23 protein-coding genes, 1 pseudogene and 1 riboswitch are annotated in these 23529 nt (G+C 60.5%); of the genes and pseudogenes, 17 read left to right on the top strand and 7 right to left on the bottom strand.

All coding sequences use genetic code 11. The features are described from left to right. The first annotated feature begins 9 nt into the window (after positions 1 to 9). From F1563_RS06970 to F1563_RS06960, 3 genes are all read left to right on the top strand, one after another. Positions 10 to 276 carry an HPr family phosphocarrier protein gene (locus F1563_RS06970; protein WP_002528957.1) on the top strand — a complete coding sequence of 89 codons (267 nt, stop codon included), beginning with the start codon at positions 10 to 12 and terminating at the stop codon, positions 274 to 276. A 4-nt stretch (positions 277 to 280) separates the two neighbouring features. Next, positions 281 to 1954: a phosphoenolpyruvate--protein phosphotransferase gene (ptsP, locus tag F1563_RS06965; RefSeq protein ID WP_002528958.1), complete on the top strand. Its 1674-nt coding sequence runs from the start codon at positions 281 to 283 to the stop codon at positions 1952 to 1954. An 83-nt stretch (positions 1955 to 2037) separates the two neighbouring features. Then, the gene (locus F1563_RS06960; protein ID WP_036958499.1) at positions 2038 to 2775 is read left to right on the top strand and encodes an SDR family NAD(P)-dependent oxidoreductase; all 738 of its coding nucleotides are present in this window, start codon (positions 2038 to 2040) and stop codon (positions 2773 to 2775) included. Between the two features lie 20 nt (positions 2776 to 2795). Here the strand turns inward: F1563_RS06960 and F1563_RS06955 are convergent, their stop codons facing one another. The 4 genes from F1563_RS06955 to F1563_RS06940 form a co-directional block, all read right to left on the bottom strand. Further along, positions 2796 to 4181 carry a sugar transferase gene (locus F1563_RS06955; RefSeq protein ID WP_002528960.1) on the bottom strand — a complete coding sequence of 462 codons (1386 nt, stop codon included), beginning with the start codon at positions 4179 to 4181 and terminating at the stop codon, positions 2796 to 2798. A gap of 33 nt (positions 4182 to 4214) precedes the next feature. Next, on the bottom strand, positions 4215 to 5156 hold the full coding sequence (gene ygfZ, locus F1563_RS06950; protein ID WP_002528961.1) for a CAF17-like 4Fe-4S cluster assembly/insertion protein YgfZ: 942 nt from the start codon (positions 5154 to 5156) through the stop codon (positions 4215 to 4217). Between the two features lies 1 nt (position 5157). Continuing rightward, positions 5158 to 5658 (bottom strand): nitrobindin family protein, encoded by a 501-nt coding sequence (locus F1563_RS06945; protein WP_002546649.1) that lies wholly within the window; start codon positions 5656 to 5658, stop codon positions 5158 to 5160. Positions 5659 to 5842: 184 nt separating this feature from the next. Next, on the bottom strand, positions 5843 to 6106 hold the full coding sequence (locus F1563_RS06940) for a hypothetical protein (protein ID WP_002528963.1): 264 nt from the start codon (positions 6104 to 6106) through the stop codon (positions 5843 to 5845). A gap of 132 nt (positions 6107 to 6238) precedes the next feature. On the opposite strand from F1563_RS06940, the gene dtd reads away from it, so the two are divergent. Continuing rightward, entirely contained in the window at positions 6239 to 6676 is a 438-nt protein-coding gene (gene dtd, locus F1563_RS06935; protein WP_002528964.1) for a D-aminoacyl-tRNA deacylase, read from the top strand. A 14-nt stretch (positions 6677 to 6690) separates the two neighbouring features. Here dtd and F1563_RS06930 read toward each other — a convergent pair whose 3' ends face one another. Further along, positions 6691 to 7575 (bottom strand): NADase-type glycan-binding domain-containing protein, encoded by an 885-nt coding sequence (locus tag F1563_RS06930; protein ID WP_002528965.1) that lies wholly within the window; start codon positions 7573 to 7575, stop codon positions 6691 to 6693. A 58-nt stretch (positions 7576 to 7633) separates the two neighbouring features. On the opposite strand from F1563_RS06930, the gene F1563_RS06925 reads away from it, so the two are divergent. The 11 genes and pseudogenes from F1563_RS06925 (at position 7634) to F1563_RS06870 (ending at position 19116) form a co-directional block, all read left to right on the top strand. Then, positions 7634 to 8347, top strand: coding sequence for a winged helix-turn-helix transcriptional regulator (locus F1563_RS06925; RefSeq protein WP_002528966.1), 714 nt, complete (start codon positions 7634 to 7636; stop codon positions 8345 to 8347). A 123-nt stretch (positions 8348 to 8470) separates the two neighbouring features. Further along, positions 8471 to 10576 carry an RNA degradosome polyphosphate kinase gene (locus F1563_RS06920; protein ID WP_007433308.1) on the top strand — a complete coding sequence of 702 codons (2106 nt, stop codon included), beginning with the start codon at positions 8471 to 8473 and terminating at the stop codon, positions 10574 to 10576. A gap of 7 nt (positions 10577 to 10583) precedes the next feature. After that, positions 10584 to 11525, top strand: a complete 942-nt coding sequence (locus F1563_RS06915; RefSeq protein ID WP_002528968.1) for an NUDIX hydrolase — start codon at positions 10584 to 10586, stop codon at positions 11523 to 11525. 174 nt (positions 11526 to 11699) lie between these two features. Next, positions 11700 to 12830: a phosphate ABC transporter substrate-binding protein PstS gene (gene pstS / locus F1563_RS06910; protein ID WP_007433307.1), complete on the top strand. Its 1131-nt coding sequence runs from the start codon at positions 11700 to 11702 to the stop codon at positions 12828 to 12830. Between the two features lie 84 nt (positions 12831 to 12914). After that, positions 12915 to 13919 (top strand): phosphate ABC transporter permease subunit PstC, encoded by a 1005-nt coding sequence (pstC, locus tag F1563_RS06905; RefSeq protein WP_069181710.1) that lies wholly within the window; start codon positions 12915 to 12917, stop codon positions 13917 to 13919. Next, positions 13916 to 14848 (top strand): phosphate ABC transporter permease PstA, encoded by a 933-nt coding sequence (pstA, locus tag F1563_RS06900; protein WP_002528972.1) that lies wholly within the window; start codon positions 13916 to 13918, stop codon positions 14846 to 14848. Before pstC ends, pstA begins: the two co-directional genes overlap by 4 nt. Positions 14849 to 14866: 18 nt before the next feature. After that, a complete protein-coding gene (gene pstB, locus F1563_RS06895; protein WP_002528973.1) occupies positions 14867 to 15643 on the top strand; it encodes a phosphate ABC transporter ATP-binding protein PstB in 777 nt (258 codons plus the stop codon). A 195-nt stretch (positions 15644 to 15838) separates the two neighbouring features. After that, positions 15839 to 16086 (top strand): annotated as a pseudogene (locus F1563_RS13600) (SIP domain-containing protein); the annotation flags it as partial. Positions 16087 to 16114: 28 nt separating this feature from the next. Next, positions 16115 to 16274: riboswitch (cobalamin riboswitch) on the top strand. Positions 16275 to 16310: 36 nt separating this feature from the next. Further along, positions 16311 to 17336, top strand: a complete 1026-nt coding sequence (locus F1563_RS06885) for a FecCD family ABC transporter permease (RefSeq protein ID WP_007433305.1) — start codon at positions 16311 to 16313, stop codon at positions 17334 to 17336. Then, positions 17333 to 18094 (top strand): ABC transporter ATP-binding protein, encoded by a 762-nt coding sequence (locus F1563_RS06880; protein WP_002528977.1) that lies wholly within the window; start codon positions 17333 to 17335, stop codon positions 18092 to 18094. Before F1563_RS06885 ends, F1563_RS06880 begins: the two co-directional genes overlap by 4 nt. Positions 18095 to 18105: 11 nt before the next feature. Further along, on the top strand, positions 18106 to 19116 hold the full coding sequence (locus F1563_RS06870) for an ABC transporter substrate-binding protein (RefSeq protein ID WP_007433304.1): 1011 nt from the start codon (positions 18106 to 18108) through the stop codon (positions 19114 to 19116). A gap of 81 nt (positions 19117 to 19197) precedes the next feature. On the opposite strand, the gene F1563_RS06865 is transcribed toward F1563_RS06870, so the two are convergent. After that, the gene (locus tag F1563_RS06865) at positions 19198 to 20598 is read right to left on the bottom strand and encodes a mycothione reductase (protein ID WP_002528979.1); all 1401 of its coding nucleotides are present in this window, start codon (positions 20596 to 20598) and stop codon (positions 19198 to 19200) included. A 117-nt stretch (positions 20599 to 20715) separates the two neighbouring features. Further along, entirely contained in the window at positions 20716 to 20988 is a 273-nt protein-coding gene (locus tag F1563_RS14185) for a hypothetical protein (RefSeq protein WP_230845079.1), read from the bottom strand. Here F1563_RS14185 and F1563_RS06860 point away from each other — a divergent pair. Next, positions 20879 to 21439 (top strand): DUF5134 domain-containing protein, encoded by a 561-nt coding sequence (locus tag F1563_RS06860; RefSeq protein ID WP_308479114.1) that lies wholly within the window; start codon positions 20879 to 20881, stop codon positions 21437 to 21439. The genes F1563_RS14185 and F1563_RS06860 overlap by 110 nt on opposite strands. A 206-nt stretch (positions 21440 to 21645) precedes the next feature. Then, complete coding sequence (gene ilvD, locus F1563_RS13835) at positions 21646 to 23520, top strand: dihydroxy-acid dehydratase (RefSeq protein ID WP_069181711.1); 1875 nt, start codon at positions 21646 to 21648, stop codon at positions 23518 to 23520. The last annotated feature ends 9 nt before the right edge of the window (positions 23521 to 23529 follow it).

The following is a 23529-nucleotide window of genomic DNA, read 5'->3' as shown; positions in this document are numbered from 1 at the left end:
GAGGCAATCATGCCGAGTCGCACTACCACCATCGCAGCCGAGAGCGGCCTGCACGCCCGTCCCGCAGCCATGTTCGTTCAGGCAGCGTCAAAATCCGGCCTGGCCGTCAAAATCGGACGCCCTGGCGAAGAGCCAGTAGACGCCCGCTCGATTCTGTCGGTGATGGGGCTCGGAGCCAAGCACGGCGAGACCGTCGAACTGACTGCGGAGGGCGACAACGCCAACGAGGTGCTCGATGCCCTCGTCGCGAACCTGCAGACCGACCCGGAGGCCTGACCCCATGCGGACCCTCTCGGGGCTCGGGGTCTCGGCAGGAGTCGGACAAGCCCACGCGCTTGTCGTCTCCCCTGCCCCCGGACTGCCCGCTTCAGATCCCAGTCACGGCGCAGAAGAAGACTTAGCCAAGGTTGAGGCCGCCCTCAGCAAGGTTGCTGATCGTCTTGATGAGCGCTCCCTTCACGCCGACCCATCGGCCCTTGCGGTACTGCAGGCCACTGCCATGATGGCTCGCGATCCTGGGTTGCTTACCAGCGTTAAGTCCCACCTATCTGACGGACATGGCCCGGCCCACACACTGTGGGCAGCCTTCGACGATTTCTGCGCTCAGCTGAGTGCCGCGGGTGGTTACCTTGCCGAACGCGTCACCGACTTGCGCAACGTCCGCGACCGCGCAGTCGCCGTCATGCAGGGACTGCCTGAGCCAGGTGTTCCCTCTTTTGATTCGCCAGTAATCCTTGTCGCGGAAGATCTCGCCCCTGCTGACACCGCGACCCTCAACCCTGAGTTGGTCCATGGTCTCATCACCGCAGCTGGCGGCCCGACGAGCCATACCGCGATCCTGGCCTCTCAGATCGGCATTCCCGCTGTAGTGAGGTGTAGTGAGGCTCGGGCCATTGACGACGGCACCCGACTGGCCCTTGACGGTGTCACAGGCACGGTCCTTGTTGAGCCTGATGAGGCAGCCGTCGCCGAGCTCACTGAGCGTGCCAATCGTCGCGCCGAGGTGCTGGCATCAGCCCCCGAGGGTGACGCCACGCTGTCTGACGGTGAGCGCATCCTCGTGCTCGCCAACATTGGCAGCCCTTCCGACGCCCCCACGGCGAAGAAGAAAGGTGCTGAAGGAGTCGGCCTGTTCCGCACCGAATTCCTCTTCTTGGACCGCCAGGATGCCCCCACCGTTACGGAGCAAACTGAGGCGTACACCACCGTACTTATGACCTTCGATAAAGGCGCCAAGGTTGTTTTCCGTACCCTGGACGCCGGGGCGGACAAACCGTTGGCTTTCGCCGACCTGGGCCCTGAGGAAAACCCCGCCCTGGGGCGTCGCGGTTTGCGACTGTCCCAGGTGCGCACCGACCTCATCGATACTCAGCTGGAGGCACTCGCTAAGGCTGCCGAGCAGACAGGCCGTAACCCATACGTGATGGCCCCGATGGTCGCCACCAAGGCAGAGGCCGAGTGGTTCTCGTCTCGTGCCCGTGCCGCCGGTATCAAGACCGTGGGCATCATGGTCGAGGTACCCTCGACGGCACTACGGTCATCCCAAGTGCTGGAGTCGGTGGACTTTGCCTCCATTGGCACCAACGACCTAACCCAGTACGCGATGGCCGCTGACCGTCTACAGGGCGAGTTGGCCGAACTTTTGACGCCATGGCAGCCTGCCGTCATTCAGTTAGTCAAGGCCACCTGTGATGGAGCTGGCGAACGGCTTATTGGCGTGTGCGGAGAGGCTGCCGGTGATCCTTTGTTGGCCTTGGTCCTCGTGGGTGTCGGGGTCCGTTCACTTTCGATGGCCGCCGGCAAGATCACCGCTGTCAAGGCGGCCCTGTCCTGCCACAGTTTGGAACAGTGCCACCAGATCGCCGAGGCCGCTCTGGCCGCTTGCAGCCCGGAAGAGGCTCGCAAGGCCGCCTTGGGGCTAGCTGATCCGAGTGTCGAGGTTCTCGTCAGCTGACGCAGGCTTGATCCGACATTGAATATGCTAAGGCCCCGGAGACGGGGCTTTAGCATGCTCCCTGTAGGAGCACAATGGGGCCCATGACTAAGACTGCAGTGGTGACAGGAGCAAGTTCGGGAATTGGCGCGGCCACGGCCCGCGCTCTAGCGGGCGATGGCTGGCACGTCATCTGTGCGGCCCGCCGAATCGAGCGCATCGAACCGCTCTCCGCCAATATTGGTGGGCAGGCCGTGGTCTGCGACGTGACGAGCGACAAGTCTGTATCCAATCTCGTCGAGACTGTCGGCGGCAAAGTTGACCTCCTCGTCAATAATGCTGGTGGCGCCGTCGGTCAGGAACCCGTCGCCGCGGCTGACCTCGATGCCTGGATGACGATGTACCAGACCAACGTGCTAGGTATGGGGCGAGTCACGAAGGCCCTCTTGCCCGCACTCGAAATTGCTGAAGGCACCATCGTCACCATCACTTCCACCGCCGCTGAGTGGGGCTACGAGGGCGGCGCCGGATACTGTGCCGCCAAATCTGGCGAAAGAGCTGTCGTCGAGGCCCTGCGCCTAGAACTGTGTGGCCATCCAGTGCGGGTGTGCGAGGTAAGCCCTGGCATGGTGCACACCGAGGAATTCTCGCTGGTACGTTTTCATGGTGACCAGGCTAAAGCTGACAAGGTCTATCAAGGGGTCGACTCTCCCCTGGTCGCCGCGGACATCGCCGAATGCGTGCGTTGGATTTCTGGCCTGCCCAGCCACGTCAATATTGATCGAATGATCGTCCGTCCTCGCGCCCAGGCTGCCCAGTACAAGGTGGCCCGCGAGTCCTGATTCCGAAGGGCTGCGACCCGTCAATCCAGCTGCTGGACTTCCGCGGGCAGGTGGACGTTCTCGTCAGGCTCGGTTATCTCGTCAACTCCTCGCGAGGAGACCTTATCGAAGAGGATCTTGATCGTCTGGATCATGATCTTAACGTCAAGGATAAGCGAGTACTGCTTGATGTAGATGAGGTCGAAATTGAGCTTGGCGGCGAAGTCTGAAGCGTACTTTCCGTAAACTTGCGCGTACCCGGTGATGCCGGCGCGCACGTTGTGCCGCAACGTGTAGTGAGCGTTCTGTTCCTGAAACTGGTCGACGAAAAAGGGCCGTTCCGGGCGAGGACCGACGATCGACATGTCACCGATGAGCACGTTGATGAGCTGCGGGATCTCGTCGATGCGCAGGCTACGCAGGTATTTGCCGACTGGGGTGACGCGCGGGTCATTACTGGTGGCCAGCATAGGGCCGGACTCCTTCTCGGCCGTCACACCCATGGACCGGAACTTGAGGATCTTGAACTCGCGTCCGTCCTTGGTGATGCGGGTCTGGCGGTAGAACACCGGGCCGGGCGAACTAGCCTTCACCAAGATCGCGGTAACGATCATGATTGGCGAGGCGATAACCAGAGCGATCAACGACAACAAGATGTCAAAGAACCTCTTGACAATATCCATTTCCGCCGGAATCTTAAACGGACTCGCGGCAATAATCGTCTCGTCTTCAATCGACATTATTGTCGGATTGATAAGCATCATATGCTCAAACGAGGTGGACATGAAGATTTCCTTGTCCTCGCTTAGTAGCAGATCATAAATCGCGACTCGCTCAGAAGAAGGAATATCATCAGAAACGTGGGCGGTATCAAATTCGTCGATATGAGATCGAATCTGCTCCAGGTAATGGCCACGCACCACATGGGTAAGACGATGACGGGTCGCTTTATTCGCCATGTAATTCATGACGGCCCGGTTGAGCATCTCTGGCGGGCCAAGCAGCATCACCCGTTTAGCCCCTCGTAGACGTCGATAGGCTGCAACCTCGACGCTGCGCCACACGAGGAGTAAGACAATGCCAACAACCAAGTTGATGAGGAGAACTGAACGCGGGAAGGCAAACCATCGTCCAAAGAAGGTCAACGCCATAATGACGATCGTCACCATGATCTGGTCGACAACCGTAATGATTCCTATGTCCAACAGCGTCTTATTGTACAGGACATAAACGCCAGACAAGACATTGATAATCAAGAACGCAATAACCGACGCTGTGAGCGCAGCTTTTCCGTCGTCCAGGTTCCGTTGTGGAATGACCATTCCGAAACGCATCCAGAATGACAGAACAATGCCGGCCACGAAGACGATGACGTCAACGAGGACCGTCACCAGTTTCTGGGTGCGGTTGAAATAATCCTTCTTCACGTGCTTCCTCCTCGACCCTGTTGGGGCACAGGCTCACACTACCGGGCGGACGTGCAGGCCAACTTCGGGATCAACGAGCGGCTGCTGACCCGCCGTAATCCCGTCGACCTCTAGCTCCAGACCGACGTCGACACCACGCCGCACCAGGGCCAGCCCGATCGGACCGTCGACGTAATGGTTGGCGGACGAGCCCATGGCCCCGACCCGACGCCCACCAGCGTGGATCTCGGCACCGACCTCGGGGAGCTCAGCGCGGGAACCGTCGAGCTGCAACAGAGTAAGCCGACGCGGCGGGCGCCCCAGATTGTGAACCCGGGCGACTGTCTCCTGGCCGCGGTAACACCCCTTATCCAAATGGGTGCCATAGAGACCAATCTCATTGGGGATAGTTCGATCGTCGGTATCTAACCCAATCCGCGGAACGCCGGCAGCAATCCGCAACGCCTCCCAGGCCAGCACCCCAACCGGCTCGACGGCGCTGAAAGCCACGGAGTCATCGGGCAAGATCACCTCACGCCCCCCGGCCACCTCTGAGTCAAGGACTACGCCCTCAGAAACGGCAACGTCATGACCGACCCATCGGATGGTCATATCCGGGCGCAGCTCGACGTCGACCCGCATCATGAAACGCATTGAGTCCAGCCATGCCGCCAGGCAAGCCCCACGGCCCGGCTCCGTCCACGCCCAGAAGGTCTGGCCGTCATCGACGCCGTGCAAGACGTGCTTAACGTGACCAGTCGGCGACAGGACGAGGCTCGTCGTGGTGCGTCCCGGTTCTATGTCGTCGAGGAACTGCGAGGTCAAGGAATGCAACCAGCCCAGCCGGTCGACGCCGGAGACCGCCAGCACCTCACGATTAGACAACTCGATGCTCCCACCTCCGTCGACCATCAGGCGCTGCTCGGCTATCGGGTTCCCAATGTGGGAAACCAAACCGACGTCCGGGCCGCCGGTCAGCAATACCGGATCGGACATCTCAGGACCTCTTGAGGCGGGCCCACATGTAGGGTTGTAGGGGGGCGTCGGCAGTGGCTCGGTCGAAGGTCCACAGCAGATCGCCTTCGACCTGACCATAAAGACGTTGCCCACCGGTGTAGGAGACCAGGGCGTCCTCGGTACGGGCCACAGCATCGGTGACCAACTCGATTTTGGCACCGTCGATGGTGCCGGTCCACACTTCGGCCCATCCCTCCGGGGCGGCCATCAACACGTCAACCTTGCGGGTGTCGACGTTGGGACGCCAGAAGCCGGTCTCCATGCGCAACGGGGCGACCGGGGTGCCGTCAGGATTCATGGTGAACATCTGGCAGATGTAGTGCAAGTAGTCCCCGCCGTTTTCAGTGAAATCGACCTGGCATCCGAAACCGAACTCACCGTCGTCCGGGGTGTTCCCTCGTCCCTCACCCTCCCAGTGGCCGATCATCCAAGCTAGGGGCATGAGATCACGATTCAGGTCATCAGGAATCTGAAAGGGCATGGGTCCTCGTGTCGGGTCGCGGTTGAATGGGCGAGGTAGGCGCATCTGGGACGTTCCCATGTGCAGCGTGACCTCAACGACGATTCTATGCGATGTAGCCCATGCAGCCACGACGCCAAGCAACGATCATGCCAGGACAAGCAGATCTCGTCAGCGGCATCCTCGGCAGCAACAGCACGTCGGCTCAGGAAAGACGCTTCCTTGCCATGCTGTACAGACCAACGAAGATCGCTGCGACATTGATGCCGACCATCAAGATGGGAAGGGTCACGGAAAGTTGCCCGCCAACGCGATCCGAGACGTCGATCAACTGCACGAACCATGCGATGCCCATGACCACATTGATCAAGATATAGGCAAGAAGAAATCCAGAAAGTACGACCCAACCCCGGGACGATCCCCCGTTGCGAAAGTTCATCTTGAATGGCAACTCACTCACCTCCCCCATGCGGAAATCAGACAACGCACCACAGCGGCCAGGGGTACGACAGCCCCCACCACCGCAACAGTCACCAAAACCACAAGATCCGTCACAGCCACACCTCAACCCTACGAGGTTGATTGCGTAGACTCGAGGTTTGTGCGAGTCGTCATCCAGAGAGCAACCAGTGCCGAGGTCATCGTCGACAACACAACAGTCGGGACGCTAACCAGCCCGGGGCTGGTGGTGCTCATCGGAGTCACCAGCACAGACACCGCCACCGACGCCGAGAAACTCGCCGAAAAGATCTGGAGGCTGCGCATCCTGGCGGACGAGAAATCTGCCAGTGATCTCGATGCCCCGCTGCTCGTCGTCAGCCAGTTCACCCTCTATGCCAGTACCCGTAAGGGACGCCGTCCCTCCTGGAGCGCTGCGGCTCCCGGCTCGGTTTCCGAGCCGTTGGTGGACCACTTCGTGACCCATCTACGCAGCTTGGGAGCGCACGTCGAGACCGGGATCTTCGGTGCCGACATGAAAGTGGGCCTGGTCAACGACGGCCCGATGACGATCCTCATCGACACCGACGACTGGCGCTGACCAATCCACACAGTTCAGGACTCCTCGTACAACTGCACTGTCGAGATGAGAACCGAGTCCCGGGTGGGCTCGCCGAGCAGACCCGGTTGGGTCGTCGCGATGATAGTGAGGGTGATGTCCCCTTTGACAGTGCGTGGGGGGATCATGACCTTCTGTAGATCTTGATCGTCGTCGGTGAAGTCCTGGTTGAACCAGGTCCCGTCAGGCATCGTCCAGCGCACCGTGCGCACCCGGCGATATTGCGGGTAGAGGTCGACGTCGCCGAAGGCCTTCGCGTAGCCGTTGATCATCCCCACACCAACGATCCGGGAGGGGTGAGTCAGGGTGAGGGTAATTTGCTGTCCTTCCCCAGAGCCGTTGCACCGCCACGCCGTCTCCGGCTTGTCATCGACGATGAACTCAGCGTCATAGCGAACCAGCTTATGCTCAGAATCGACTGCAGGGTCGGACACACACGATGCCGTTGCTCTCACACCGCCGATTGCTTTGACCCGCCCCTGATATGGCATATCCGCCGCAGCGGTGGATGCTGACACCAAGGCTCTTGGGGTGACCCGCACTATACCGGTGCTATCACGGGACTGGGTGATGAAGGTTCCCAGCACCAGTCCGACGACTAGTGCCGCCGTGACTATCAGGATCCAGACTGGGAAATGTCGGCCACCTGAGGATGTCGAGGCACCGGTGGCGTGGGCACGTCCGACCACCACACTAGGCCCAGCATCGTCAGTAACGACGCGAATCAAGCTGCTAGTCGTTGAGGAGATCGGACTATCCCCGGCGTCCTCATGACGAAGGTGCGGATCCTCGCTATCTGGGATCTCTGCAACGCGCTCAGCCGGGCAGGGTTCGTTCGGCCCGGACCCATCGTCGTCCGGACGGAACCACTCGTCAGGCATCCTCGTCACGGCACAGATCGTAGTGCCGATATCGTGAGACGGCTCGGTCGCCCGTGGGATGATGGGATGCGGCATCGTTAGCGACACGACCTCGGGCAACGCGATTTCAGCAGGGGAGGGCATCTGGATGGCACGACTGTCCTTGCTGGGCCCGTTGGACGCCCCGCTGCCTCAGGCTTTGGAACTACTACCGCACAGCATCTCTCGCTACGACGATTTACAGGAGTGCATATCTCATCTGGAGGGAGTCGACGTCGTGTTGGTCGACTGCCACGACGAACCCACCAGGGCTCGCGAAGCTTGTCTTCAGCTGTCCTGTCACGAGAGACGGGTGCCGGTCCTGCTGCTGGCTGGCCCCGACACCCTCTCAGTCATCAGCCCCGACTGGGGAATGGACGACTTCCTGTGTGATTCCGCAACTCCGTTAGAGGCCGAGACTCGACTTCGCTGTCTGTTTACAGTACAAGTCACCAATCAACTCGTCGCCGGGCCGTTCACCGTCGACGAGGACGGGTACACAGCGAGTGTCGGGGGCAAAGATCTTAACCTCACCTACACTGAGTTCGAGTTACTGAAGTACCTCGTCGGGCACCCTGGCAGAGTGCTCACCCGAGACCTACTGTTGTCGGACGTGTGGGGCTACGACTACTACGGAGGCACCCGGACCGTGGACGTCCATATCCGCCGCCTGCGCGCCAAAGTCGGACCGGAGTACGAGGGCCACATCCAAACGGTGCGGTCGGTGGGCTACCGATTCCAGGCGGAACGGTGAATTCATTCGGACGGTACGGGGAGACATGGAAGTCGTACACCCTGCGAGCGGGTTCCTTCCGATAGATTAAATGCAGCTACGCCCACCCAATGGTGGGCGGACGAACCTCCAAGGAGTATGTCCATGGCCAAGAAGCCCACCCCCGGGGCCTCCCCGGCTTCTCCTGAGGAGTTGCCGAAGGGTCGCTACAGCGATCGCGAGCTATCATGGCTCGCCTTCAACGAACGGGTGCTGGATCTTGCCCGGGACGCCGAGCGCATCCCTCTGCTCGAGAGAGCGAAGTTTCTGGCCATTTTCTCGTCCAACCTTGACGAGTTCTTCATGGTGCGAGTCGCCGGTCTCAAACGCCGGATCGACGCTGGGGTTGCCGTCCCCTCCGTCGCCGGAATGCTGCCGCGTGAGCTTCATGACGCCATTCTGGCCCGTACTCATGACCTGGTTTCCGAGCAATCCCGGGTGTTCGCCGAGGAAGTACGACCGGAGCTGGCGGCTGAGGGAATCGAGATCCTGCGTTGGGCCGAGTTGTCCGATGACGAAAAGGGCCGCATGCGCACCTTGTTCTCAGAGCGGATCTTCCCCATCCTCACTCCCCTAGCCGTCGATCCATCCCATCCCTTCCCGTACATTCGTGGCCTGTCGATCAACCTGGCCGTCATGCTGGCGAATCCCATCACTGGGGCAGAGCAGTTCGCCCGGGTCAAGGTACCGTCGGTGCTGCCCCGACTGGTCAACCTGGGCGAGGGACGGTTCCTTCCGCTAGAGGAGATCATCAGCCGTCACCTCGACCAGCTGTTCACCGGCATGCACGTACTACAGCACACCACTTTCCGCGTTACTCGAAACGAGGACCTCGAGGTCGAAGAGGATGACGCCGAAAACCTGCTCTTCGCGTTAGAGAAGGAGCTTCTTCGTCGCAAGGTGGGTCGTCCCCCGGTACGGCTGGAAGTGCAGGACGACATCACCGACGAGATGCTCGCCCTACTCACCCGTGAACTCGACATCAAAGACAAGGAGGTCTTCCAGCTTCCTGCCCCGCTGGATCTTACCGGGTTGTTCTCCCTTGCCGACGTCGACCGTGACGATCTCTCGTACCCGAACTTCCTGCCCATTACGCATCCGCATCTGGCCGAGGTGGAAACAGCACGCCCGGCCGACATGTTCGCGGCGATCCGACGGCGTGACGTTCTCGTCCACCACCCGTACGACTCTTTCGCCACCAGCGTTCAGAGGTTCACCGAGCAGGCCGCCGCCGACCCGCAAGTGCTAGCCATCAAGCAGACTCTCTACCGCACCTCGGGAGACTCCCCCATCATCGACGCCCTGGTTGACGCCGCCGAAGCTGGTAAACAGGTGCTGGCCGTTGTGGAAATCAAGGCCCGGTTCGACGAGCAGGCCAATATCACCTGGGCGCGGGTACTAGAGCGTGCCGGCGTCCATGTCGTCTACGGCATGGTGGGGCTCAAGACCCACTGCAAACTCGCGATGGCCATCCGCGACGAGGGTGAGGGGCTGCGACGTTACGCACACATCGGCACCGGCAATTACAATCCCAAGACCGCCCGCCAGTACGAGGATCTCGGCCTGTTGACGTCGAACCCGATCATCACCGAGGACGTCGCGAGGTTGTTCAATCACCTGTCCGGGATGACAGCCGAGAAGCGCTACCGCCGTCTCCTAGTAGCCCCAGAGGGCATCCGGAGCGGCATCATCGAGGCGATTGAGCGTGAGATTGAGAACAAGAAGGCCGGGTTGCCTGCCGCAGTACGAATCAAGGTCAACTCCATCGTTGATGAGCGCGTCATTGACGCCCTTTACCGCGCTTCCCGCGCCGGTGTTCCGGTGGACCTGTGGGTGCGTGGTATTTGCTCCATCAGACCAGGGGTTCCCGGGCTGAGCGAGAACATCCGGGTCATTTCCATCCTAGGACGGTTCCTGGAACACTCTCGCATCTTCTGGTTCGCCAATGGCGGCCGCCCGATGGTGGCAATCGGCTCAGCTGATCTCATGCACCGCAACCTGGACCGCCGCGTTGAAGCCCTTGTTGGCTTGTCCAACAAACAGCATGTAACGGAGGTTGAAGAGATGTTCGACATGGCCTTCGACCCGGATACGGTGTCGTGGCACCTGCAGGATCGCACCTGGACCGAGGTCTCGCGCGGACCGGATGGCATCCCCCTGACTGACTTCCAAGAGGAACTCATCCGACGCACTCGCGATAAGAGGCGGTGAAACCGAGTTGGGAGGACACAAGGGCCCTATCCAGGCAGCTGGCGCCGTCGTGCTGCGCGACGGTGACGACGGAGCCCGCGAGGTGCTCGTCGTTCATCGTCCCGCTTATGACGATCTCTCCCTGCCCAAGGGAAAACTCGCGCCTGGCGAGGACCTTCCCACCACGGCAGTGCGCGAAGTCGCCGAAGAAACCGGCATCAACATCCGGTTGACGATACCCCTGCAACCCATCGAGTACACCGTCAGATATCTCACACGTAACGGCAAGCCAAAGTCGCGGGCTAAGGTCGTCTCGTGGTGGCTAGGGGTCGACATCGGAGGGTCCATCGAGGATGCCACAGCCAGCCCGGAGGAGATCGATGGCGCCTTCTGGATGCCGACTGACCAGGCCCTTGGGCACCTCACTTATCCCACCGACGCCCAGGTGCTAGGGGAGGCTCTCGACTTGCCGACGACGTCAACGGTCATCCTGGTACGTCATGGCAAAGCTGTCTCCCGCAAAGAGTGGAACTCCCGCAAGAGACACGGCAAAGACGCCACACGCCCCTTGGAAAGGCGTGGTCGCCGTCAAGCCAAGGCCTTAGCCAACTTGCTGAGCGCTTTTGGGGTGACCCGTCTTGCGAGCTCGTCATCGACGCGATGTATGCAAACCCTTCAGCCGTATGCCGACACCATTGAGGTCGAAATCACCGGACTCGATGCTCTGAGCGAGGAGGTACACGAAGCGAACCCCCGCAAGACGGTGTCAGCTATGAGAAAAGTTATTGGCCGCGCACTGGCTGACCCTACCCAACCAATCGCCATTTGTGGTCATCGTCCTGTGCTGCCGACGATGCGAGAAGCTCTTGGTGGGGCGAATCACCCCATGTCAACTGCGGAATGCCTGATTGTTCACCTGGATGAAGCGGGACGTACGGTTCGCCAAGAATGGTACTCGTCACGGTACTAACCAGCAGGTCACAAACCGCGTCTTAGGCGATTTTCTTCAGTCAGGGTGACGACGGTGTTCACGTTGCGTTCACCTTGACGCGATCCTTGCGACACTTTCAAACCCTAGCGTCATTCCTGTACCAGGGACCGCAACTGCGGCTCCAGGACGACATCACTCAGAGAAGGATGCGCCGTGACGAATCGTTTCGCCAAAATCACTGCTCTGGCTGCTATCAGCGCCATCTCCCTCACCGCTTGTGGAGCCAATGGGGACAAGGGCTCCAGTTCTACCTCGTCCTCCGCTGCGCAGTCCAGCGTTTCCTCGGCTGACGCTGCCTCGTTCAAGCCCGCCTGCCCCGGTGGCAGTATTTCCGGTGCTGGTTCCTCGGCTCAGTTGAACGCCATCAATCAAGTCATTTCCGATTACAAGGCCGCCTGTTCCTCGGCAACCATCAACTACTCCCCCACCGGCTCCGGCGCCGGCGTGAAGTCCTTCATCGGCAAGCAGACCGACTGGGCTGGCTCTGACTCCGTTCTCAATCCTGACAAGGGTGAACCCGATAAGGCCAGGCAGCGCTGCAACGCCGACCCATGGCATCTCCCGATGGCTGCCGGCCCAATTGCCGTGGTCTACAACGTCGACGGCGTCAAAGATCTGGCTCTCTCTACCCCGACCCTCGCCAAGATCTTCTCCGGAACCATCAAGAACTGGAACGACGACACCATCAAAAAAGAGAACCCGAAAGCCAAGCTGCCGTCGGCCCAGATCGAAGTGTTCTACCGCAAGGACGAGTCGGGCACGACCGACAACTTCACCAAGTTCCTCAACAAAGCGGCCGGTGACATCTGGACTGAAAAGCACTCTAAGGCATGGAAGGGTGCCGGAAAGGGGGCCGACAAGTCGGCTGGCATCGCGCAGGCCGTCAAGAGCACCAAGAACTCGATCTCGTACGACGAGTGGTCCTACGCCACGAAAAACAGCCTCGACATGGCTGCCATCGACAACGGCAATGGCCCGGTTAAACTGACCAGTGAGTCCGCTGGTAAGGCCGTCTCCGCGGCTAAGGTTGTCGGCCAGGGTAATGACCTGCAGCTCGAGCTTCAGTACAAGAACACCCAGACGGGCGTGTACCCGGCCGTCCTTGTAACCTACGAGATCGCCTGTTCCAAGGGCCAAGACTCCGCCAAGACTGCCCTCCTCAAGGACTTCCTGTCCTTCTATGCCTCTAAGAAGGAGCAGAAGAAGATCCAGGACCTCGGTTACGCTCCGCTGCCCTCCGACGTCGCTTCAAAGGTTCTGGGTTCTGCCCAGGCTCTCTCCTGATCGAATCTCTGCCGGGGCGGGAGGACGCCGGTCGTCTTCCCGCCCCTCACCAGAACACGACCATGATCGCGACGAAGGAAGTCCATGGCTGAAACCACATCGACGGCACAGCGGAAACCCACGGCGGCATCCTGCATGAAGCCGGTGTCTAGGGTTGGGGACACAATTTTCGCTGGTGCTTCGTCGGTTATCGCCGTAGCCCTGGCCATTATCGTCATCCTCATGTTCGTCTTTCTCATTAAGACGGCAGCCCCGACATTGTCGGCTAACACCGATAATTTCTTCACGTCCCGAGCTTGGACGACGGATCAGAACCCGCCGGCCTTCGGTATCCAGGCCCTGCTTTGGACGACAGTCATCTCGTCTCTGCTTGCCCTACTCATCGCAGTGCCACTCTCGGTGGGCATCGCCCTGTTTATCACCCAACTCGCACCCAAGAAGCTTGCTAGCCCGGTCGCCTTCATCGTTGATCTGCTGGCTGCGGTCCCCTCGATAGTCTTCGGTCTGTGGGGCGGTATCGTCTTCGGATCCTCGGCCGTCGTCAACGGTCTACGCGAGGCCTTAATCAAAGTTCTCGGCTGGATTCCGATCTTTTCCGAGGACCCGTCGTGGTCCTCGGCCACCGGAACGATCTACCTCGCCAGCCTCGTCCTAGCTATCATGATTCTGCCGATCGTCACTGCCGTCAGCCGCGACGTTATGGCCCAAACACCTCACGACCAGATTGAGGCTGCGCTGGCCCTCGGATCGACGCGCTGGGAGGTCATCAAGCTCGCGGTGCTCCCTCACTCGCGGTCCGGCATCATTTCGGGAGCCATGTTGGGTCTGGGCCGCGCCCTCGGCGAGACCCTGGCCGTCACCCTAATTCTGCAGACGATTAGCCCCATGGCCCTTAAACAGAACCTCGACCTGTCGATCTTCGTTGGTGGCGAGACCTTCGCGTCTAAGATCGCCGGTAACTTTTCCGAGGCCATTAGCGATCCCACCTCGCTGGGTGCCCTCGTGGCGTCGGCTTTGGCCCTGTTCGTCATTACCTTCGTGGTCAACGCGGCTGCCCGGTTGATCGCGGCGCAGGGAGTTAAGCGATGAGCGCGACCACCCCTGACCACATCGCTCGTCACGGCGACGACACGCCCGAGGCAGGACAACTGGACCTCTCCCGCCCGTCCGGCAAGCGGACCACCACGAGCGGCTGCGCCTCGGTCTTCATGATCGTGGCCACTCTGCTCGCCGTCATACCACTGGTCTGGCTACTCTCCGCGGCAATCCGGCGCGGCATCGGATCACTGTTCCACGTGTCGTGGTGGACCCACTCGATGGATCCCTCCTTCGAGTTGGCCAAGCAGGGTGCCATTCACGCCATCGTCGGAACCCTCGAAATCGGCCTTCTTACGTCGATCATCTCAGTTCCGATCGCCCTGCTGACCGCCATCTTCCTGGTCGAGTACGCACGTGGAACTAAGATCGCCAAGGCCATCAGCTTCGCTGTCGACGTGCTGACCGGTGTGCCATCAATCGTCGCAGCCCTCTTCGTCTTCGCCGTGGTCGTTACCACCTTCGGTGGCGCCCAGTCCGCGTGGGCCTCCTCGCTGGCCCTCATGATCCTCATGATTCCGACAGTGCTGCGATCGACCGAGGAGATGCTCAAACTGGTGCCAGACTCTTTGCGTGAGGCCTCCTTCGCCTTGGGCGTTTCCAAATGGAAAACGATCATGAGGGTCGTCTTGCCAACCTCCATGACCGGCATCCTCACCGGTATTGTGCTGGGCCTAGCTCGGGTCATGGGCGAGACGGCTCCGCTCATCGTGTTAGTACAGTTCAACACCGAGTTGACCTTCAATCCGTCGACGCCGAACTTCGCAACTCTGCCAACCGTCATCACTAACGCCTACACCCAAGGTGGCGTCGATACTCCGGTGGTGTGGGGAGCTGCAATTACCCTGATCATCCTCGTCATGGGCTTCAACCTCATTGCCCGTGGGATCTCCCGCCGCTACATGCGTCGCATGGGCAAGTGACACGAAAGTGAGCTGAATATGGCAAAACGGATCGAGGTCAAGGACCTCAATATCTACTACGGCTCCTTCCACGCCGTTGAGTCGGTAAATCTGACGGTCGAACCCCGCACGGTCACAGCCTTCATTGGCCCATCCGGATGTGGCAAATCGACAGTGTTGCGGACCCTCAATCGTATGCACGAGGTCATTCCAGGCGCCTACTGCACCGGCAAGGTGGAGCTCGACGGCGTTGACCTATACGGCAAGAATGTCGACCCGGTCGCTGTGCGACGCAATGTTGGCATGGTTTTCCAGCGGGCGAACCCTTTCCCGGCGATGTCTATCCGTGACAACGTCGTGGCTGGGCTGAGGCTCAACGGTGTGCGGGACAACAAGCTCCTTGACGAAGCCTGCGAGAAATCACTGCGCGGTGCCAACCTGTGGGGCGAGGTCAAGGATCGTCTGGACCGTTCCGGCGCTTCCTTGTCCGGCGGCCAGCAACAGCGTCTGTGCATCGCGCGCGCCATCGCCGTCGAACCCGAGGTCCTGCTCATGGACGAGCCCTGCTCGGCCCTGGATCCGATCTCGACCTTGGCCATCGAGGATCTCGTCGGGGAACTCAAGGAGCGCTTCACCGTGGTGATCGTGACCCACAACATGCAGCAAGCTGCCCGTGTCTCTGATCAGACCGCCTTCTTCAACCTGAAGGCGCAGGGAGAACCAGGCCATCTCGTTGAGATTGACTCCACTGACAAGATCTTCTCTAACCCGAAGGAGAAGGCTACCGAAGATTACATTTCGGGCCGCTTCGGCTGAGTCACGAATCAAGAGCCCCGGCCATTGATAATGACGTATTTCCTGAAGTTATACTGAGCGACCGATCCGGCATCCTTACCGTCGCTTTAGCACCTGGGCTGCTGGTACTACTGACTAATTCCCGTCGCCTTAATACCCTCGCCATCGGAGACGAGTCAGCGACTCGGATCAGTTGGCTAGAACAATCCAGGCAGCGGGGATCGACTGGTCGAGGCCATCCGGGACCACCCCAAACGATTTCCGCTGCCGAAGTGTCAGCAGGGTTCCCCGAAGAGGGTCTAGACGACGTGCGGTGGGAAAGCCCCCCTTAGTTCTCACTCGTGGATCGCCGGGCAGTCTTCCATGGTGCGTCGACTGCGTCGAACTCTCGTCGACGATCACGGCGTTAACCGGCGCCACATCGCCTTATGGGGTATTGGAGACAGGACAGTCCAGGAATGTGAGCCTCTCGAAAACCCACTGTGAAGCGATGCTAAGCTGACGCCGTCCGACGTAGGGAATCTCGTGCAAATCGAGGACTGACGCGCAGCGGTAAGGCGGATGAACAGGCAGACGACCACTGGGACAACCCGGGAAGGCGCCCGTTCGGATGATGCCGAGTCCGAAAATCTCTCGGACCGCATCTACCCGAAGGCCGCGCGACTCGGCCCTGACGAGGACGGCTTCCTTGGCTCGATCGCATCACCGCCGTATACCGGCGCGTTTTTCACTGTTAGCGACCCTGCTCGTCCTCACCCCGGTGTTGTCCATTGCTTTTGGTGCCGCCCCTGTACCTATCGACCAAGTCCTGGGAGTACTCGCTGACCATTGCGGCATTCCGGTGCACTTGACGTGGGACTCCATCACTGACGCCATCGTGTGGCAGAACAGGATGCCCCGAATCGTCACTGGTCTAGGAGTGGGAGCAATCCTCGGTGTATCTGGTGTCACCCTTCAGGCGGTGGTACGCAACCCCCTTGCTGAACCCTATGTCCTCGGCGTCAGCGCCGGGGCATCGTGTGGAGCCGCCGCCGCGATCATCCTCATCGGCATCTCATCGTCCTTCGGTGTAGCCGGTATAGCCTTCCTTGGAGCGTTGCTGTCCACAGCCATCGTGTTGTTCATGGGAGGCGGACGGAACTCGTCGACCCTACGACTCATCCTCGCCGGTCTCGCAGTGGGGTTCGTGTTCCAGGCCGCCACCAACTTCATCATTTTCTCCTCGGACTCCCCTGAGACCGCCCGAGCGGTGATGTTCTGGACCCTCGGTGACCTCTCCCGCGCGAGTTGGGCCCAGGGATGGACGAGCATTGTCGTGGCTGCTGCGCTTGCGATACTGCTGTGGGTCTGTGCACCGTGGCTCGACGCCTTGGCATCCGGCGATTCCACCGCCATTGCGGTAGGGCTCGACCCAGCGCTGATACGCGTCCTGCTCCTCATCCCAGTCTCGGCGGGAGTGGCGATGGCTGTGGCGATCTCGGGTGGGATCGGATTCGTCGGCCTGGTCATCCCGCACCTCATGCGATCCTTTATCGGCCATGGGCATCGTCGGCTGGTCGCATCCTCGGCAATTACCGCCGCGATCTTTCTGGTGTGGGCCGATACCTTCTCCCGAACTGTCTTTAGCCCGGCGGAACTGCCGATCGGCGTCATCACCGGTCTCCTCGGTGCTCCGTTCCTGCTGATCCTGGTGAGAAGGGGGACGCTGGCATGATCGCCGCCTCTGACTTAATTGTTCGTCGCGGACAGCGAGTTGTCCTCGACAGCGTCGATCTGTCCGCGAATCAAGGTATGACGGTTGGGATCGTCGGCCCCAATGGTGCGGGCAAATCCACCCTACTGTCAGCCCTGTACCGCAACGTCACTGTCTGCTCTGGACGAATCACAGTCAGCGACCGCGACGTGTCCGCAATGAGTCGTCGTGAAATAGCCCGTGAGATAGCCGTCGTGGCGCAAAGCCCTGATCAGGCCCTGCCATTGACAGTCCGCGACACCGTTGCCTTGGGACGGCTCCCCCACCGCTCCCTCATGGGATATGGGGACACAACCGACCGCGGCATCGTCAATGACGCCCTGGCACGTACTGATCTCACCAGCTTGGCGTGTCGCCTCGTCACCCAGCTCTCGGGCGGGGAACGTCAGCGTGTTCTCATCGCCCGAGCCATCGCCCAACAAGCTGGTCACCTACTGCTCGACGAGCCCACCAACCACCTCGATATCGGCTACCAGTTCGCCCTACTTGACCTCGTCCACACCATCGACGCCACCACTATCATCGTGCTGCACGACCTCAACCTAGCGGCCCGGGTAGCCGACCAGTTGGTACTTCTCGATAAGGGGCGCTTGGTTGCATCCGGCCCATGTGAGGAGGTTCTGCACCCCGATCTACTCTCCGAGGTCTACCGGGTCAACGTCGAGCGGATCACTCACAACGGTCGCATCCACCTCTTGTTCAATCCACCCCAACAATGAAGGAGAATACTATGTCACCATCGCTCATCCACCGCCCCGGGGCACGCGCCACCGCGGCAACACTTACCGGTCTGTGTCTGTTGACCATGGCTGCCTGTGCGGGATCGTCAACCGAGCGCCCTTCCACCTCGACGGCAGGCCGCACCGTCATGAGTTGCAATGAAAAACTCACTTTCACCGATCCACCTAAGCGGGTCATCATGATGGGCGACACCGACGCCTCCACGATGAATGCCCTCGGTGTGCTCGACCACGTGGTCGCCCGGGCCGGGCAGATCAAGGAGGGGGCCTACGACGCCAAGACCCTCGCCAAACTCAAGGCCATCCCGACGATCGCCTCACAGCAACTGAACACGGGTGGCGTCAAGTTGTCCACCGAGACGGTTCTCAACCAGCATGCTGATCTCGTCATCGGTTACGACACGGGCGTCGATCGTAACGCCCTGCGCAAATCCGGCGTCAAGATGTACAGCACCGACGCCATGTGCACCGATAAGAAACCACCCGCCCCCGCCTCCTTCTCCCAGGTCAAGGACGAGGTGACCAAGGTCGGACAGATTTTTAACGTCCCGGCTAAGGCCAACCAGGTCAACAAAAACCTCGACGACAAGATCTCCAGAATCCAGAAGCAGACCGCACCCGGGGCCAAGGCCGATGCCGTCGCCCTATACATCACCCCGGGTAGCACCGAGTTCTATACCTACGGCTCGTCGAGCATGATTGAGCCAATGTTTGCCGCCAACGGTCTGCGCAATATGTACCACTCCAACACCACGCGGGTCTTCGATACCACGATGGAGGACCTACTGCACAAGAATCCGGAGTGGATCGTGCTCTTGGCTGGCGATGGCGCGATGTCGAAGGTGGAGCCGACTTTCCTGTCCTTCAAGGGAGCCAAGGAGCTCAAGGCCGTCAAGAAGGGCCACGTGGTGACAATGTCCTTCGCGCTGACCGATCCTCCAACCCCACTGACGATTACCGGCACCGAGAAGCTGCACGACCTCATCAAGGACAAGAAATAACCACGATGAGTTTATGAGGGTACGCCTGGTATCCCCGAGTGCTCCCCTAGGGCATTCGGGGATGTGGGTGGCAAGTGTGCGTCACCTCGTGGCGTCCATCTCGTTGCCCAGCCCCAGCAGGGCGTTTTCAACGACCTCGGGCAGGGCAGGATGGATCCAGTACTGCCCGCGCGCCATCTCGTCGATCTTCTGCCCAGCGCTCATCCCCTGAATACAAGTTTGGATGAGGGTGGACGCTTGAGGCCCGATAATATGCGCCCCCAGTAACATCCTCGTCTGTGGGTCTCCCAACAGCTTGACACAGTGCCCCTCGTCCTCCATGGCCCAGCCATAGGCAACATCGGCGTATTCCTGAAGATACGCCGCGTACGGAGTGTCGGACTGCAACAGTTCCTGTTCCGTGGCCCCCACCGACGCTACCTGCGGATTCGAAAACACCGCGTGCGGTACGAAGCGATGATCGGAACTGGCCAGATCATCAGGATGCAAGAGGTTGTGACGGACCACCCGAGCCTCATGATTGGCCACGTGCTTGAGTTCCCGATGGGAACACACGTCGCCAAGGGCCCAGATGTGCTCGACGTTGGTGCGTTGGTGTTCATCGACCACTACGTACCCGTCGTCGTCGACGTCGACACCAGCCGCTGACAGGTTCAGACGGTCCCCGTTGGGAACCCGACCGGTGGCATTGAGGACGACGTCTGCCGGGTAGTCGTAGTCGACGCCGTCACCGTCGACAGACAGCACCACCACGTGACCACCCGGGTCACGGTCGATGCCCACCAGCCCTTCCGACATTCGCAGCCGCACGCGGCGTCCAATTTGTTCAGTAAAACGCTGCGAGATCTCGCGATCCTCGTGGCGCAACATTCGACCAGAGCGGTTGATGACAGTCACCTGGGATCCGAGCCCAGAGAAGATGTGGGCAAATTCCGCCGCGATGAACCCGCCACCAAGGATCACTAAACGCTGCGGCAGCTCCGCTAACCTCATAATGGTGTCGGAGGTGTGAATCGACCCAGCCCTACTGGGGTCGTCGATACCAGGTACATCAGGCACTCGCGGACGCGATCCGACCGCCAGGACAATCTGGTCAGCAGTGATCCGCCTATCCCCCACCTCGAGGGTGTATGCATCAACGAACTTCGCCTCGTCGCTGTAGACGTCGATGTTCTCTAGACCCTGACGATACGAAAAACCGGCTTCGGATATGGGGTCGATTCGGCCAAAAATCCGGTCGCGGATCGAGGCGAAAGACGCTCCACGGAATTGCAGGTTAACTCCCAGCCGGGCAGCCTCGGACGGCGAGGTCGCAAGGTCTGCTGGGAGCACGAACATCTTTGTAGGTATGCAGCCGACGTTGAGACACGTGCCCCCAAAAGTGCCCGAATCGATGATCGCGGCGCGTCGATCTGCGAAGTCCTCATCCAGGATCGTGTTTCCCGACCCTGAACCGATGACGACGATGTCGTAATGCTCCATGTCCCCAGTTTGTCATCCCCACCCGTACGGATCTGGTCAACCCGGTGCAGGACACAATCGCTGATCCGGTAATCGCGGGCAACGCCATGTAGGGTGATCGCCAGACCGTAGCCGGTGTCACAGGAGCGGAATGTTCACCCTCACTTCAACGTCCGTCACCTTCGTCGGGCTTTTCATCCTCTTTGCATGGTCACTCGTGTGGTCGGTACGGGATGCCATCAAGGCCCCGACTGTTGTCACACGGATTTCCACATGGGTCCACGTCGTCATGGCCGTGGCCATGATCCTCATGGTGCCGAAGTCATGGTGGAAACCCACTGTCTCTGCCATCGGCGGCCCCACTACCCCTGTCATCATCTTCGCCATATGCACCGCATGGATGGTGTTCATGGCCGCCTGGCGATCCTCGTGGTCGTCATGGGGCCATGCCGCGATGTTCGCGGCGATGGTCTGGCACCTGGCCGCAATGCGCAAGGTGTCCTCGCTCATGGCCGCCCCCCAGCACTCCGGTATGAGCCAAACGAATTACAACCACAGTGGCATGCACAGCGTAGGCCACGGCATGCAGACGATCATAAATGCCGCCATGCACGATTACGCCGTCGCCGGTGCTCCGCTCATGGTAGCCCTGCTGGCCATGGCCATCGCCGGGCTACGGCGTGCTATCAGTGGCCGTGCGGAAAGCCCGAGCAAGGTGCCTGCCTGCCATGTCGTCGCTACCGAACCGCTGGCGATTCGGCTCTCGGGACTCGCCGACTTCGCGATGGCCTTTGGCATGGCCTGGATGAGCACCGAACTACTCACCCCGATCATGCCCTTCATGGCCCACCTACATCCCTGACGGCCTATTCCGATATCTGTGCGTCTCGGGATACGGACCAGTGTTCCATATTTCTAAACGCTGCTAGCGTCGAACCATGATGAACGGTTGGATTTTTATTACCCGGCGCGCGGCTTAACCCCGCACCGGATTTCAACCGCGCGCCCTCCTTCCACCTTCGGACGGAGGGCGTCGTCATGTTTATGCCGTCGTCGAGGGGGAACACTATGCCCACGCTGAGATCTGCCACCAGCACCACCGGACGCGCCATGGCTGGAGCCCGAGCCCTGTGGCGCGCCACCGGCACGCGAGACGACGAGTTTGGCCGTCCTATCGTGGCAATCGCGAACTCCTTCACCCAGTTCGTCCCCGGCCATGTTGGGCTACGCGACGTCGGAAAAATCGTCGCCGAGCAGGTGCGCGCAGCCGGCGGCGTACCCAAGGAGTTCAACACCATCGCCGTCGACGACGGCATCGCCATGGGTCACGACGGCATGCTCTATTCCCTACCCAGCCGCGAGCTCATCGCCGACTCGGTGGAGTATATGGTTAACGCCCACTGTGCTGACGCCCTCGTCTGCATCTCCAATTGCGACAAGATCACCCCAGGTATGCTCATGGCTGCGATGCGCCTCAACATTCCGACCGTTTTCGTCTCCGGTGGCCCTATGGAGGCCGGAAAGGCGACACTGTCCGACGGGGAGCGCAAGCTCGACCTTATTGACGCCATGATCACCGCCGGTGACGAAACCGCAGCTAACGCCGACGTCGAGCTCATGGAGGCCAACGCTTGCCCTACCTGCGGGTCCTGTTCAGGCATGTTCACCGCCAACTCAATGAACTGCCTGACCGAGGCCCTCGGGCTCTCTCTACCCGGTAATGGGTCCCTACTGGCCACCCATTCTGATCGCCGCCGTCTCTTCAAGACCGCCGGGTGCACAGTCGTTTCCCTGGCCAAGTGCTGGTATGACGAGGACAATGCTTCTGTACTGCCCCGATCTATCGCCACCAAGGCTGCCTTCCATAACGCCATGAGCCTGGACATCGCGATGGGAGGCTCGACGAATACTGTCCTTCACCTGCTAGCCGCTGCCCAGGAGGGCGGGGTCGACTTCACCATGGCCGACATCGACTCCCTGTCTGGTAGGGTTCCACACCTGTGCAAGGTGGCCCCGTCGACCAACGTCTTCCACATCGAGGACGTCCACCGCGCCGGTGGTGTGATCGGTATCCTCGCTGAGCTGGACCGTGGCGGCCTCATCGACACCACCGCCTCGACGGTGTGGTCACCCAACGGCATACCCACCACTATGGGCGTCGAAATTGCCCACCACGACGTGATGTCCGACCCAGATGAGGAGGTCCGTACCCTCTACTCGGCTGCCCCGGGCGGGGTGCGCACTACCGAGATGTTTTCCCAGTCCTCGCGCTGGAAGAGCCTCGACACCGACCGCGCCAACGGCTGCATCCGTGACGTCGACCACGCCTACTCCGCTGACGGCGGCCTAGCGGTGCTGTTCGGCAATATCGCTGAACGCGGCTGCATCGTCAAGACTGCGGGAGTCGACGAGTCCAACCTCACCTTCTCCGGGCCAGCCGTCGTCTACGAATCTCAGGACGACGCTGTCACTGGGATTCTCGGCAAGAAGGTCAAAGCCGGCGACGTCGTCATCATCCGCCACGAGGGTCCCAAGGGCGGCCCTGGCATGCAGGAGATGCTGTACCCGACCAGCTACCTCAAGTCGATGCACCTGGGAAAGGCGTGCGCTGTGCTCACTGACGGTCGTTTTTCCGGGGGCACATCGGGACTATCCATCGGTCACGTCTCCCCCGAGGCGGCCTCCGGTGGCCTCATCGGGCTGGCTCGCGATGGCGACATCATCAGCATCGACATTCCCAACCGCACGATCAGTCTCGACGTCGACGACTCCGAATTGGCTCGCCGTCACGAGGAAGAAGAAGCCCGAGAGCTCGACGCGTGGACTCCCCATGCTCCACGTCCGCGTCACGTGTCTACCGCGCTGCGCGTCTATGGGATGCTCGCCTCCTCTGCCGATCGTGGCGGGGTGCGCGACCTGTCTCAAGTCCGCCCAATAGCTTGATTGAGGGGA

The sequence above is a fragment of the Cutibacterium modestum genome, from assembly GCF_008326345.1.
GTDB classification, from domain to species: Bacteria; Actinomycetota; Actinomycetes; order Propionibacteriales; family Propionibacteriaceae; genus Cutibacterium; species Cutibacterium modestum.
Note: the sequence above shows the minus strand (reverse complement) of the source record. Positions and strands in the feature narration are given on the sequence as shown.

What these genes read in the sequence shown, in the direction of transcription:
- F1563_RS06970 (WP_002528957.1), top strand. Translation starts at nt 10, where the DNA reads ATGCCGAGTCGCACTACCACCATCGCAGCCGAGAGCGGCCTGCACGCC.
- ptsP (WP_002528958.1), top strand. Translation starts at nt 281, where the DNA reads ATGCGGACCCTCTCGGGGCTCGGGGTCTCGGCAGGAGTCGGACAAGCC.
- F1563_RS06960 (WP_036958499.1), top strand. Translation starts at nt 2,038, where the DNA reads ATGACTAAGACTGCAGTGGTGACAGGAGCAAGTTCGGGAATTGGCGCG.
- ygfZ (WP_002528961.1), bottom strand. Translation starts at nt 5,156, where the DNA reads ATGTCCGATCCGGTATTGCTGACCGGCGGCCCGGACGTCGGTTTGGTT.
- F1563_RS06945 (WP_002546649.1), bottom strand. Translation starts at nt 5,658, where the DNA reads ATGCCCTTTCAGATTCCTGATGACCTGAATCGTGATCTCATGCCCCTA.
- F1563_RS06940 (WP_002528963.1), bottom strand. Translation starts at nt 6,106, where the DNA reads ATGGGGGAGGTGAGTGAGTTGCCATTCAAGATGAACTTTCGCAACGGG.
- F1563_RS06930 (WP_002528965.1), bottom strand. Translation starts at nt 7,575, where the DNA reads ATGCCTGACGAGTGGTTCCGTCCGGACGACGATGGGTCCGGGCCGAAC.
- F1563_RS06925 (WP_002528966.1), top strand. Translation starts at nt 7,634, where the DNA reads ATGATGGGATGCGGCATCGTTAGCGACACGACCTCGGGCAACGCGATT.
- F1563_RS06920 (WP_007433308.1), top strand. Translation starts at nt 8,471, where the DNA reads ATGGCCAAGAAGCCCACCCCCGGGGCCTCCCCGGCTTCTCCTGAGGAG.
- pstC (WP_069181710.1), top strand. Translation starts at nt 12,915, where the DNA reads ATGGCTGAAACCACATCGACGGCACAGCGGAAACCCACGGCGGCATCC.
- pstA (WP_002528972.1), top strand. Translation starts at nt 13,916, where the DNA reads ATGAGCGCGACCACCCCTGACCACATCGCTCGTCACGGCGACGACACG.
- pstB (WP_002528973.1), top strand. Translation starts at nt 14,867, where the DNA reads ATGGCAAAACGGATCGAGGTCAAGGACCTCAATATCTACTACGGCTCC.
- F1563_RS06880 (WP_002528977.1), top strand. Translation starts at nt 17,333, where the DNA reads ATGATCGCCGCCTCTGACTTAATTGTTCGTCGCGGACAGCGAGTTGTC.
- F1563_RS06870 (WP_007433304.1), top strand. Translation starts at nt 18,106, where the DNA reads ATGTCACCATCGCTCATCCACCGCCCCGGGGCACGCGCCACCGCGGCA.
- F1563_RS06865 (WP_002528979.1), bottom strand. Translation starts at nt 20,598, where the DNA reads ATGGAGCATTACGACATCGTCGTCATCGGTTCAGGGTCGGGAAACACG.
- F1563_RS06860 (WP_308479114.1), top strand. Translation starts at nt 20,879, where the DNA reads ATGATCCTCATGGTGCCGAAGTCATGGTGGAAACCCACTGTCTCTGCC.
- F1563_RS14185 (WP_230845079.1), bottom strand. Translation starts at nt 20,988, where the DNA reads ATGAACACCATCCATGCGGTGCATATGGCGAAGATGATGACAGGGGTA.
- ilvD (WP_069181711.1), top strand. Translation starts at nt 21,646, where the DNA reads ATGCCCACGCTGAGATCTGCCACCAGCACCACCGGACGCGCCATGGCT.